The sequence below is a fragment of the Streptococcus sp. 10F2 genome, from assembly GCF_054331515.2.
The window spans coordinates 1-12,785 of sequence record NZ_JBTGGE020000051.1 but is presented as its reverse complement, the minus strand read 5'-3'; the positions used below and the strand labels follow the sequence as shown (position 1 = coordinate 12,785).

General features: G+C 42.8%; 9 protein-coding genes and 1 pseudogene. 2 read left to right on the top strand and 8 right to left on the bottom strand.

All coding sequences use genetic code 11. The features are described from left to right. Positions 1–486: 486 nt before the first annotated feature. The 8 genes from ACXM1Q_RS07825 to ccpA all read right to left on the bottom strand — a co-directional run bounded on the left by ACXM1Q_RS07825 (position 487) and on the right by ccpA (position 11,156). Positions 487–1,017, bottom strand: coding sequence for a dihydrofolate reductase family protein (locus ACXM1Q_RS07825; protein WP_458517580.1), 531 nt, complete (start codon positions 1,015–1,017; stop codon positions 487–489). A 2-nt stretch (positions 1,018–1,019) separates the two neighbouring features. After that, complete coding sequence (locus tag ACXM1Q_RS07820) at positions 1,020–3,503, bottom strand: ABC transporter permease (RefSeq protein WP_458517579.1); 2,484 nt, start codon at positions 3,501–3,503, stop codon at positions 1,020–1,022. 1 nt (position 3,504) lies between these two features. Then, the gene (locus tag ACXM1Q_RS07815) at positions 3,505–4,206 is read right to left on the bottom strand and encodes an ABC transporter ATP-binding protein (RefSeq protein WP_458517578.1); all 702 of its coding nucleotides are present in this window, start codon (positions 4,204–4,206) and stop codon (positions 3,505–3,507) included. A 161-nt stretch (positions 4,207–4,367) separates the two neighbouring features. Further along, a complete protein-coding gene (locus tag ACXM1Q_RS07810) occupies positions 4,368–5,279 on the bottom strand; it encodes a magnesium transporter CorA family protein (RefSeq protein ID WP_458517577.1) in 912 nt (303 codons plus the stop codon). A 210-nt stretch (positions 5,280–5,489) separates the two neighbouring features. Then, complete coding sequence (thrS, locus tag ACXM1Q_RS07805) at positions 5,490–7,430, bottom strand: threonine--tRNA ligase (RefSeq protein ID WP_458517576.1); 1,941 nt, start codon at positions 7,428–7,430, stop codon at positions 5,490–5,492. 291 nt (positions 7,431–7,721) lie between these two features. Next, complete coding sequence (locus ACXM1Q_RS07800) at positions 7,722–9,047, bottom strand: glycosyltransferase family 4 protein (RefSeq protein WP_458517575.1); 1,326 nt, start codon at positions 9,045–9,047, stop codon at positions 7,722–7,724. A 1-nt stretch (position 9,048) separates the two neighbouring features. After that, complete coding sequence (locus ACXM1Q_RS07795) at positions 9,049–10,047, bottom strand: LTA glycolipid anchor biosynthesis glycosyltransferase, IagA/BgsA family (protein ID WP_458517574.1); 999 nt, start codon at positions 10,045–10,047, stop codon at positions 9,049–9,051. A gap of 98 nt (positions 10,048–10,145) precedes the next feature. Next, the gene (gene ccpA / locus ACXM1Q_RS07790; RefSeq protein ID WP_458517573.1) at positions 10,146–11,156 is read right to left on the bottom strand and encodes a catabolite control protein A; all 1,011 of its coding nucleotides are present in this window, start codon (positions 11,154–11,156) and stop codon (positions 10,146–10,148) included. Positions 11,157–11,347: 191 nt separating this feature from the next. Here ccpA and ACXM1Q_RS07785 point away from each other — a divergent pair, with 191 nt between their 5' ends. After that, positions 11,348–12,430, top strand: a complete 1,083-nt coding sequence (locus ACXM1Q_RS07785; protein ID WP_458517572.1) for a M24 family metallopeptidase — start codon at positions 11,348–11,350, stop codon at positions 12,428–12,430. 112 nt (positions 12,431–12,542) lie between these two features. Beyond that, positions 12,543–12,785 (top strand): annotated as a pseudogene (locus ACXM1Q_RS07780) (IS4 family transposase); the annotation flags it as partial.

Sequence of the window (12,785 nt, the reverse complement as noted above, 5' to 3'; positions counted from 1 at the left end):
CATCATTAGTGATACTATAGCTGATCGTTCTATTTGTATCAACGAAAACCGCGACTTCTGAACTCGCCTTACTGACATCAATGCCAAAAACAACTCTCATGATATTACCTCACTTTGTCTTGAATGATCCTTGTCTTAGTGATTTCATTTTCAATACACGACGTTCAACGTCCAACATACTTTGAAAAAATTCTAACTAAAACAGGTGTCTTGCCCGTTTGAAATACGACGTTAAGCGCCAAATTTAAGCACGACTTAACAAGACACCTCTACTTTAACATAAAGAAAAAGTAGTGAGAAAATCTTCCGTCGAAGATTCCCTCACTACTAATCTTAGTATGTTTGAATCGATAAAAACAGCTTAGAACTAACGTTTCTAATGACGTAATTCTAAGCTGTTTTCTATTTCTAAGACTTTTTGCCCAGTCTCGTTTCTTTTGTAATTTATGGGCTATTCGGAATCAATCCTATCTTGAGCTGAACCTCTTAGACTTTACGGTACCGCAACATCGCAATGCCGTCTGTCACAGTAGACTCAACCAGTTTCAGTGGAATTTCAGGTAGTGCTTGGTCAAATAATCGTCTTCCCTTGCCAAGAATAACAGGAACAAGCCCCAAGATATATTCAGTCACTAGGTCTTCTGCAATCAGACTATCTGCAATCTGGGCACCTCCGAAAAGCCAAATCGGCCCCCCTTCTTCTGCTAACAACTCTTTCACAGAAGCTACCAAGTTGGGCGTAAAATGAACATTGTCCCTTTTCTCCTCAGGACCACGCCGGGCTACCAAAAACTGCTTCTCTTTAGCACCTGGGATATCCTCTAACCCCAATTCCAAGAAAGACTTATGTCCCATGACAACCGTGTCACAGCTTTCAAAAAAAGCAGCATTATCAAATTGCAAAGGCGTATTAGGAGTGGAATCGGCAGGCGCCTGAATCCAGTCATAAGATCCATCCTCACGCGCTACATATCCATCCAAACTCAAGGCTAAATTCAAAATTAATTCTCGTTTCATCATTACTCCAAAGATTTTAAGGCATCCAACATCGGAATGCTGTTTATTTTTTTCAAGATAAAGAAATAAAGGCTAACAAATACAACAATCAGAAGAAGCATCGGCAAAAGATAGGGGACTATCCCCATGTCTCGGCTAAAAACAATGCCCGATGGGGCAATCTGCTCTAACAAAAAACCATGAAGAACATAGCCACATCCTAATCCCAAAAAGGCTCCAAGAAGGGTCAGATAAAGCAATTCCTTATAGAGTAAGCCTTGCAACTCACTAGGATAAAACCCTAGTACCTTCATCGTTGCAATCTCCCGCATCCGTTCATGCAAATTCAATAAGATCAAGGTCACCAAGATAATAACTACCAAACCCAGAGATAAAAAGGCCACTAGGTACATGGTCTGATTTAAGGATTGGGCTGTATCCCTGAAGAAAGACTCCAACAGGGCTGTCTCTTCCAATCTCAAGGTGGAAGTATTCTGTAATGCCGCTTCTTTAAAAGCTGCTTCTTGTCCCTTTGGTAATTTCCAAAGCTGGGCATTAGCGGACATATCTCCCGACATCTGAGCCTGGGACAAGTAAAGCGTATAACCCACATACTGCCTGGCAATTCCACCGATTCTCCAGCTTCTTCCTGCTAACTGGACCTGCTCACCAACGGTGACACCCAGCTCCTGAGCTAAGGGCTGACTCAAGACAACACCTGCTTGATCCAAATTAAGAACTTGGCCAGTTTCCCAATCTGACAGTTCAATCAAATCCGACCAAGCCTGATCTGAAAACTGACCAAAAATTTGCAGACGTCCCGTTGCCTGAGCCAGTTCGATCTCTTCCTCCTGATAATACAGACTAACAGACCGTCCCTGTTTATATTGGAGAGGCTGGCCTTCACGATGGAGAAGTAACGCATCATAATTCCAAACCTGATGAAATTGTTTGTCTGCCACACCTGCGATCGATACTTGTAAGCCAAGAGCCGCAACCAATAAGGCAATGGAGCCCAAAACACCCAAAACTGTCATGGCCATCCGCTGTTTGTACCGCAAGAGATTTCGGATTAAGAGTTTTTGAGCAAAACTCAAGCGGGACCAAAAGATCGGTAAGCCTTCAATGAGAATTCGCTTGCCCTTGGCAGGTGGCTTGGGACGAAGCAACTGACTGGTTGGCTGGCGTAAATCTGACCATAGCAATCCAAATAAGGGAAAAAGAATGGCTAGACTGCCCAAACCAAAGGACCAGAGGAAGGGATCCCAAGACAAGGTCTGTTCAATCTCCGTAAAGACTGTCCTCCGTAACAGAATCGACTGAATCATCGGTGCTAACAGACGGATTCCTAGGATTCCACCCAAACCCTCACCAATTAAAGCTAGAAGAATTCCATAACTGAAAAACTTAAATACCAAAGCCAAAGGACCATAACCTAAGGCGGATAGTAAGCCCATGTTCTGCCGCTCATCTTGAACCAATCGCACCATACTAGTCAGAGCAACCAAAATCGTCACACCGTAAAAAATCGGCGGAATCCAATTGGCAACTTTTTTCAGACTAGCAATACTAGTCTTCAGATAAGTATAACTGGAAGAACCTGGGACTTCTCCCTCTTCCAACACTTCGAAAAGGGGTTGCCTGTCCAAACGATTGACAGCAGCCCGATAGTCGGCCAAGGCCTTCTCTCCATCCTGCAGCTCTAGCCTATATCTTTGCTGCTCCCGTTCAGACAAATAGGGCTGAGACTGCTCCAAGGTCTTCTGTGCTTGCTTCAATTCAGCCTCTTGCCGACTCAAATCTTGTTTCGCAGCCTCCCAAGTCTTCCCCTCTTGAGCAGCTATCCAGTTTTGCATGACTTCCAAGTCTTTTTTATCTGTCTTTCTCCAGTTGAAGAGGGCTATATTCTCTTTTTGATTTTTAAAAAAAGTTGAAGGAACAAAACCATAGACATCAACCTTTCCCTGTCCCAAAGTGCTAGGTCCTAAATCCTCTTGGGAAATGAGTTGACTTGACTGCGCAAATCCTGTTACCGTCAAGCGTCGGGTCTGACCCAACCACTCCAGCTCAAGATCTTGTCCTTGTTTAAAGGCAGACTGGTTAACCTGTCCTAATAAGACTTCCGAGCTCAGATTAGGAAGCTGTCCTTCTAAATTCCAAAGCTGAGCTTGCTGATGGGGGAGGGAAAAAAGCCTGAGCACACGACCATCTTTCAACGGCACATCTTGAAGAAAGCCAAATTCTACTTCTCCTTGTTGCTGCTGAGCCTCTTGTCGCAGGAATGCTTGCTGTTCCTGGCTAAAACCCAGCTTTCCTATAAGAGTAGCTTGGGGAACCTGCTGCTGCTGCTTAAAGTTTACTAGCCACTGTTCCAAACTAGGTCCAGCTAATTGCAGACCAACCAGTACGAAAGCTGATAGAGTCAGTAAACTCGCCAAGGCCAAAAACCGACTCCAACTAGACTGGAAGGTACGGAGTAAACTAAGCCAATAGGTTTTTTTCAGCATACTAGTACTCCAATTCTCCTACAGGAAGTGGGGCTTCCTGAATCTGAATACGTTTAATCTGAGCATCCTGCATGTGGATTACCCGATCTGCAATCTGAGCCAAGGCCGTATTATGGGTCACAATGATAACCGTTCGTCCTTCTTTGCGGGCCAAGTGACTCAAGAGGGTTAAAATTTGCTTTCCTGTCTGATAATCCAAGGCACCCGTGGGTTCATCACATAACAGAAGTTTCGGATTTTTGGCCAGGGCGCGTGCAATGGCAACACGTTGTTGTTCTCCCCCTGACAGTTGAGCTGGGAAATGGTGCTGCCGCCCTTCTAATCCCACACTCATTAAAGTCCTCTGGGCATCCAAGGGATTGGAGACCAATTCCGTCGCCAACTCTACATTTTCCAAAGCAGTCAAATTTCCCACTAAATTATAAAACTGAAAGACAAACCCAACATCTTCCCTACGGTAGCGAATCCGTTCCCGCTCAGAATACTGAATAATGTCTTGACCATCAATCAAGAGTTGACCACGACTAGCTTGATCCATTCCCCCAAGAATATTAAGAAGAGTTGATTTACCAGCTCCAGATGCCCCTAAAATAACAACTAGCTCCCCCTCTTCCATTTCAAAGGATAAATCCTGATTGGCCACAACTTCCAAGTCTCCCTGACCATAGATTTTCCAACAATTCTTTGCTTCAATATAGGCCATTCGAGATGCCTTCTTTCAACCGTATTTCTTCCTCTATTTTATCACAAAACCAATACCTTCTCCTGATTTCAAAAAATCCCTCATAGCAAAAAAAGACCGGACACAAGTTCCAGTCTTTCATTTTCATTTGCAATAAATCTGACATGATTCCTCCTTGGAAGTTATCTTCGATTCATGATTGAACGTAAAATCCGTGCCAATAACAACCACAGAACGATAAAGGCTAGGGTAATCCAAATCCAAGCCAGGGGTTCTTCAGACAGGGGAAGCGGGACATTCATTCCAAAGAATCCCGTAATAAGTGATAGGACCGCTAGAAGAATCGAGATGATATTGAGGGTCGTCAAGTTTTCATTCAGCGTATTGTTCAGGATAGTATCATAAGCCCCTGACAATTGCTGCAAAATCTGAGATTCCAATTGGCTCATGGCAAGAAGCTGTTGCGCTTCAATAAGAGCATCCTCGAGCTCTTCCAGCTCTTGATCGGTCAAACGACTCATTCGTGGATGTTTCCGCAATTGTTCCAAAACCAAGACATTCTGATTGCTGGCGGTTAAAAGATATACTAAGCCCGTTTCAAAATCTGAAAGTTCCAGCAGCAATCGCTTAGTGGTTTGTTTTCGTAAAAGACCATTCACCCGATCCTTCTCGCGATTAATTTCATCTAAAATAGGGAAATACTCTTGAGTAACTAAGGTTAGGATTAAAAATAAAAATTGATAACTACTGGTAATCGTTGAATAAGGAAGCTGCCGCTGAATCCGATCAATCAAGTAATGATTCTGTTCATTGACAATTGTAATCACTTGATTCCCGTTGGCAATCAGAGTCAAGGGAGTTGTCTCATAATGATTATCTTCTTTGATTAGATCCAAGGCATTAAAGATTAACAACAAGCGATCACCCTCCGCATCGTACTCCATGTGTGCTCGCTCATTCTTATCCAGTGCATACTCCATCAATTCTGTATCCAGTTGATAGTCCTCTAGCTCTTGTCGATTGAGTGGTCCTTTATCAGACCGGACTACAATCCAGCTATATCCATGCTCTTTTCCAAAATGTTCTTCAATCATACAACTCCTACTTTTCCATGCGCATATATCTACTTCTATTATAAGAAAAGAGAACGTCCCTGTCTATGGCAACCCAAACACCATCTAGCTACTCCAAATTTAAAAATCCAAAAAGTGGCTAGCTAAAAAATATCAACCTTAGCTTTTACTTAGTGAAAATTCTTTGACAAAAAAATCCCCAAGCTCAATTGAACTCAGGGACTATAAAACTTATTCAGGTCGAGAAAGACGAGCTACATCAGCTTTTAAATCTGCAATAAAGTCTACAATAGACTTAGTTTCAGTTTGCTTGCTGCCGTAACGACGCACGTTAACCGATTTGTCTTCCATTTCCTTGTCCCCAACAATCAATTGGTAAGGAACTTTTTGAGTTTGGCTTTGACGAATCTTATATTGCATTTTCTCATTACGCTCATCTACATGAACACGGAAGCCAAGATCTTTCAATTCTTTGGCTACTTCCCAAGCATAGTCTGCATGGGCTTCATTTGAAATTGGAATAAGGGTCACTTGAGTTGGTGCCAACCAAGTTGGGAAGGCTCCCTTGTAGGTTTCAATCAAGTAGGCCACAAAACGTTCCATAGTGGAGACAATTCCCCGGTGAATCATAACAGGACGGTGCTCCTCACCATCTGCTCCGATATAAGACAATTCAAAGCGTTCTGGCAAGAGGAAGTCGAGTTGGATTGTCGAAAGAGTTTCCTCGTTTCCCAAAGCAGTTTTTACTTGAACATCCAATTTTGGACCATAGAAGGCCGCTTCACCTTCTGCTTCAAAGTAATCTAGTTCCAAATCATCCATGGCTGCTTTCAACATCTGTTGAGCATTTTCCCACATCGCATCATTATCGAAGTATTTTTCCTTATCTTCAGGATCTCGATAAGAGAGACGGAAACGATAATCAGTGATGTTGAAATCTTCATAAACACTGATCATCAACTCCAAGACTTTCTTGAATTCTTCTTGGATTTGTTCTGGAGTAACAAATAAGTGTCCATCGTTCAAGGTCATTTCACGTACACGTTGGAGTCCTGAAAGAGCACCTGATTTCTCATAACGGTGCATCATTCCCAACTCAGCAATCCGAATTGGCAATTCACGGTAAGAATGAACATGATTCCGATAAACTTGAATGTGGTGTGGGCAGTTCATTGGGCGAAGAACAAAGGCTTCTCCATCTCCCATATCCATCACTGGGAACATATCCTCTTGGTAGTGATCCCAGTGACCTGAAGTTTTATACAAGTCTACACTGGCAACTGGTGGAGTATAAACATGATCATAACCAGCTGCTACCTCACGGTCAATAATATAACGCTCAACCACACGACGGATGGTAGCTCCATTTGGTAACCAGAATGGAAGTCCTTGTCCTACTTCTTGACTAATCATGAAGAGATCTAATTCCTTACCGAGCTTACGGTGATCCCGCTCTTTAGCCTCTTCACGCATCTTGAGATAAGCATCTTGCTCTTTTTTATTGAACCAAGCAGTACCATAAATCCGTTGCATCATTGGATTTTCACTCTTACCACGCCAGTAAGCACCTGCAACATTCAACAAATGAAAGACTTGAATATGACCAGTTGTTGGTACGTGAGGTCCACGACAGAGATCCACATACTCCCCTTGTTGATAGATAGTCAAGCCGCCCTCATCATCCTTGTGTTCCTCAATCAATTCCAATTTATAAGGATCATTGTGGAAGATTTCCTTAGCTTCTTCCTTAGAAACTTCCGAACGGACACTTGGGAAGTTTTCCTTGACGATTTTATGCATCTCTTCTTCAATTTTGGCCAAATCTTCATTGGAAATTTGCCCCGCTTCATTATCAGTATCATAATAGAAACCGTCTTGAATCGCCGGACCAACTCCTAGGCGAATATCTGGGAAATGACGCTTAGCTGCTTGAGCAAACAAGTGGGCTGCAGAGTGACGTAAAATTGGCAGCGCATCTTCGTGATCGGGTGTTACAATTTCCAAGTTTCCATCTTCGTGAATGGCACGAGTGGTATCGATCAACTTACCATTCAATTTACCTGCCAAGGCTTTCTTAGCCAAGGACTTGCTAATACCTTCTGCAATCTCTACAGTTGTAATGCCATCCTGATACTCACGAACAGCACCATCAGGGAATGTAATTTTTACCATATTTCTACTCCTTTAAAAACTAGTAGACCTACTCGGGACAAACAAAAAAGCGACCTCCCTCAAAAGGACGTCGCAACGTGGTTCCACCTTCATTTATACCCAACAATCCTGGGTACCTCATTCTTGGTTCTAACGTAACCACCGTTTTATGTTTGCATAAAATCTTACCGAGTAGTACCTTCTAACCCTTCTATGCACTTCCAGCAACCGTGCACTCTCTTCAAGAAGTTCTGTTAAAAGACGTGTCTCTATAAGCATTATACCAAACCCCTTGAAAAAAACAAGGAAAATCTAGTTTTTTCTCTTACCTGGGTAAGGTAAACGTTTAGCCTGCTGGCGAGAAATGCGAATCACCCGTCTAGAACCTTGAACAGGTAAGGCAACTACTTTCAAAGGAAAGCTTGCAAGAGATTTTGCAAAACGAACCCGTGGTCTCGGATCCCCCATTCCTTGCCCCTTCAAATAGCCTTTTCGAATCGAAATATCTAAGTAATACTGATAAACCTGGAGACCAAAATTTTCAGCCGAGATTTCAAACAGTTTCTCTTGCCATTTCTTTTCCTTTGGATCAGGCGTTGCCAAAAGAGCTTCTAAAATAGCTCCTCCTAAATCCGTAGGTTCTTGGTACAGAGTCCCAAACATTTTGTCTGAAACCAAATTATTTAGATAGGGATTAGACTGAGCAATAATCGGTGTCCCACTCGCTAGACTTTCCAAAAAGGTTAATCCTTGAGTTTCACTCGTCGAAGCTGAAACAAAAAAATCCGCCATCCGGTAATAGAGCACCGTTTGTTCTGGAGGGACCATGCCTACGAAGAGCACCTCGTGCTCAACCCCCATTTCTTGGGCCAAGGACTTGAGATTTTCCAGATAAGGACCGTCACCCGCCACGATTAAACGTACTTTATCATTTTCATGTAAAACTTCCGGTAGAGCACGAATAATTGCTTGAATATTTTTTTCATAAGAAACTCTTGATAGGCTCAAGAGAATTTTAATATCAGGAGCCAGAGCTAGGGACTCTCGAAGTTCCTGAATGGCTTCATCCTGCTCTTGTAACCGAATAAAACGATCCAACTCAATACCAGTCGGTATCACCCGTTTCTCTGGCTCCACGCGATAACCCACTAGGAGATTGTAGACAATCTCACTTGGGCAAACCACTCCGTCCACCTCATCTAGGAAAGAGCGCACCATGTACTTAATCATGCCAGGACGAATCAACATCCCCTTGGCAATATAGTGGACATAATCCTCATACTGAGTATGATAGGTATGAATCACAGGAATTTCCAATTCCCGTGCTATCCAAAGTCCCAGAAAACCTAATGCAAACTCGGTTTGAGTATGGATCAAATCCAACCGGTGCTCCTTAGCAAGACCCAATGCCTTACTAAAACCACGATAGGCAACACGGCGATCCTTAAAAGCAAAAAATGGAACACTCGGGATGCGGATAATTCGATGCTCCGCTGCAGGGTCTACATCCCGATCAGTAGTCGTAAAAATAAAGACATCGTGTCCCTGCTCCTCAAGTTCCTCCCTGAGGGTTCGGATACTCGTTGCCACACCGGATACTTGCGGAAAATAGGTATCCGTGAACAATCCAATTCTCATCTCACATCTCCAATACTTGACGATAGACCTCTACCAACTGCTGGGCAACCTCTTCCATAGATCGACTTTCAGCTACTTGGTAACCTTTTTCACGCTTGTCCTCTTGACCAGCTAGAATAGCTTGAATCCCTGCTACAAAATCCTCATTGCTCTTACCCAAGATAGCAGACTTGTCATCAATCCAGCCCTTGTAAACCGGTATATCACGTAAGACAACATGTTGATGACTAGCAAAAGCTTCTAAAACAACGATCCCTTCCGTCTCCTCATAACTTGGGAAGAAAAAGAGACTACTTCCACTCATAGCACCTTGGAAAACAGCTCCCTTAAAATAACCTGGGAATTGAACATTGGCTGGATGATCACCAGACACAACCCGACGAATCTCGCGAGGGATCATCCACTTGTTAATCCCTCCAAACCAGATAAACTGAACTTCTGGCAGCTGCTTAGCTACCTCAATAAAATCCAAAATTCCTTTGCGTTTAAAAAAGAGACCCGCACAAACAACCACCGGTTGCCCTGCTTCCAAGCCAAAATGGTTATAGAAGACTTGTTCCTTTTTAGGATCAGGCCGGTACTTGCTTAGATCAATACCATTTGAAATCGCAACGATTGGGGTATCCACCCCGTAGCCACGAATAAGATCTTTTGCATACTCTGTTGGCGTAATTACCAAGTCCGCCTGCTGATACATATGCTTCAAATAAGCCCCCACAGCAGGAGCTAAGAGATTCGAACCAATAAAAGAATTGGCAAAATCTTCTCGGGTCGAATGTCCATGAACAATAACTTTTTTCCCTTGCCTCTTAGCTTGGTGTAAAAGTCGCAGACTCTTAGGGCCATATGTGTTGATATGAACCAAATCGTATCCAGTAGATGGATCTGTGGTATAAGGAATCCCTGCTAAATCAAGGGCCCGCATTTGATGCTGAAGAGCACGACCAATCCCCGACTTCTCAAGAACCGCCTTTCCCTCCAAATACAGTAGAACTTTCATAATCATATTATAAACAAAAGCAACCCAAAATAAAAGTCGGAGCTCGAAAAAGGGAACCATTCGTGACAGATCACTAATGATTCCCTTAAACTGTTCTATTATTTACTTGAACGAGTCGATTGACGTTCTGTCAAGCCGTGAGCCAATTGTACTTCTCGCTCTTCTACTTCTTCCTTATTCATAATCTTCGTCAACATCCGCATGGAAATCGCTCCAATATCATAGAGAGGTTGATGAATAGAAGTCATATTTGGACGACTGTACAGAGTGACTTGCGAATTATCACTGGTAATTAACTCGAAATCCTCTGGGATTCGAATTCCCTTATCACTCAATCCATTCAAAAGGCCAACTGCTAATTCATCTCCTGAAACAATAGCAGCCGTCGCACCAGAAGCCATTATTCGCTCAGCCAAAGCATAACCTTCCTCATAATTGTGTTTAGCTTCAAAAATGAGACCCTCACTGTATTGATGTTTGGCTTTTTTGAGACCGTCACGGTAACCTGGTAAGCGCATTTTTCCATTGATATCATCCACCAAAGGTCCTGTTACAAAAGCAATCTTTTGATTGCGTTCTGCTAAATGTTGAACAGCATCAGCTGTTGCTTTGCGATAATCAATATTCACACTTGGCAATTGCTGTTCAATATCTACGGTTCCAGCTAAAACAACTGGGGTCCGAGAGCGTGAAAATTCTGAACGAATCTTTTCAGTCAAATGGTAACCCATGAAAATAATGCCATCAACCTGCTTAGAAAACAAGGTGTTCACAACAGATACTTCACGGTCATCATCCTCATCACTACTTGCCAAAACAATATTGTATTTGTACATCTCTGCAATATCTTCGATCCCTTTGGCCAAACTAGCAAAATAGGATGAGGTAATATTTGGAATCACAACTCCAACTGTTGTTGTCTTTTTACTAGCCAGACCACGAGCAACCGCATTCGGGCGATAGTCTAGTCGGTCAATCACATCTAAAACTTTTTTCCGAGTATTTTCTTTTACATTTTTGTTTCCATTCACCACTCGGCTGACTGTCGCCATGGAAACTCCAGCTTCACGGGCGACATCATAAATAGTTACAGTATCGTCAGTATGCATAATCAACCTCCCAATTCAATTTTGAAAACTACGCTTTCACCTTGACATAACTATAGTTTATCATTTTTTGTAAACACTTTCAAACATTTTGAGATTTTTTTCTAAAAAATACAAATGGCGATTCCCCATTGCATAATTTGAAGAATTTTGACACAATAGAGATATCAGATAATGAATATAGGAGGTTAAATATGAAGAGTACTGTTGACTTACTTCGTTTACGAATGCGTGAGCAGGGCATTGATCTAGCTATTATTTCAGATCCAACCAGCATCGCCTATCTAACGAATTTTCAATCGGATCCTCATGAAAGACAATTCTTCTTCTTTCTTCCGCTTGACGGCAGTCCAACCTTGTTTACACCCGAACTCGATCGGGACCGTGCCAAGGCACTCGTTTCTTATAATATTGTGAGTTATCACGATTCAGAAAATCCTTGGCAAAAAATCCAAAGCTTCCTATCTCGTGAACGCTACCGAATTGGCTTAGAGTTTCAACATCTTCGCCTACGACAATATTATGAACTTATGCAAATTTTAACGGGGCAGGTGGTGGATCTTAGTCCCACCATCGAAAACATCCGCCTCTATAAAACACCCGCAGAACTAGAGCTGCTCCGAAAAGCTGGGCAGATGGCTGATTATGCCCTCTCCCTCGGTTTCAAAGCCATCTCCAAGGGCAAAACAGAACTTGACATCATCGCTGCCATTGAAGGCCCCCTACGAAGTCAAGATATCTCTATGAGTTTTGAGACTATGGTTTTAGCCGATAAGCACGCAGCCGATCCACATGGCGTCCCAACTAACCGCCCACTGAAGAACAGATCCCTCCTTTTATTTGATTTGGGAACTTGGCATCAAGGCTATGCTAGTGACGTCAGCCGTACCGTCGCCCTTGGTCAGCCAACAGTCCTTCAAGCTACCATCTATGATATCGTCCTTGAAGCCCAATTAGCAGCTATGGAGGCTATCAAACCTGGTGTTACAGCCGGTGAAATTGATGCAGTAGCCAGAGACATTATCAGTAAAGCAGGTTATGGGGAATACTTCAATCATCGTCTCGGACACGGCATTGGCCGAAGTCTACACGAATACCCCTCTCTAAATCAAGGCAATTCCCTCGTTTTAGAAGAAGGAATGACCTTCTCTGTTGAACCAGGAATCTACCTTCCCAACAAGGTTGGAGTCCGCATTGAAGACTGCGGAGTCGTTACCAAGACAGGGTTCGAAGCCTTCACCCATACTCCTAAAGAATTACTTCAATTTAAACTATAACAAAACAGGTGAGCACTCGCTCAATGTCATTAAGTTAAGGATTTCGAAAGCTCCTAAATTGAGCTTTCGAAATCCTTTTTTTGCTATACTTAGGCTAAAGGAGGTGGATAGAATGCCAAATCAAGTAAGGAAGCAACTACGAAATAGTATTACTGCTGTGATAGAGCGAGATAAAAGAAGTCTACTCCATAATCCATCTGATTTTACTCGTAAGCGGGAACTATCTCTCGATAAAACGGTGAATCTAATCCTTGGTATGTCCGGGAAATCTATTTCTAAAGAATTGTTAGATGCAGATATTTGGATCACGGAATCTGCTTTTGTACAAGCCCGCTATAAAATCAAATCAAGCACT

What these genes read in the sequence shown, in the direction of transcription:
- ACXM1Q_RS07825 (WP_458517580.1), bottom strand. Translation starts at nt 1,017, where the DNA reads ATGAAACGAGAATTAATTTTGAATTTAGCCTTGAGTTTGGATGGATAT.
- ACXM1Q_RS07820 (WP_458517579.1), bottom strand. Translation starts at nt 3,503, where the DNA reads ATGCTGAAAAAAACCTATTGGCTTAGTTTACTCCGTACCTTCCAGTCT.
- ACXM1Q_RS07815 (WP_458517578.1), bottom strand. Translation starts at nt 4,206, where the DNA reads ATGGCCTATATTGAAGCAAAGAATTGTTGGAAAATCTATGGTCAGGGA.
- ACXM1Q_RS07810 (WP_458517577.1), bottom strand. Translation starts at nt 5,279, where the DNA reads ATGATTGAAGAACATTTTGGAAAAGAGCATGGATATAGCTGGATTGTA.
- thrS (WP_458517576.1), bottom strand. Translation starts at nt 7,430, where the DNA reads ATGGTAAAAATTACATTCCCTGATGGTGCTGTTCGTGAGTATCAGGAT.
- ACXM1Q_RS07800 (WP_458517575.1), bottom strand. Translation starts at nt 9,047, where the DNA reads ATGAGAATTGGATTGTTCACGGATACCTATTTTCCGCAAGTATCCGGT.
- ACXM1Q_RS07795 (WP_458517574.1), bottom strand. Translation starts at nt 10,047, where the DNA reads ATGAAAGTTCTACTGTATTTGGAGGGAAAGGCGGTTCTTGAGAAGTCG.
- ccpA (WP_458517573.1), bottom strand. Translation starts at nt 11,156, where the DNA reads ATGCATACTGACGATACTGTAACTATTTATGATGTCGCCCGTGAAGCT.
- ACXM1Q_RS07785 (WP_458517572.1), top strand. Translation starts at nt 11,348, where the DNA reads ATGAAGAGTACTGTTGACTTACTTCGTTTACGAATGCGTGAGCAGGGC.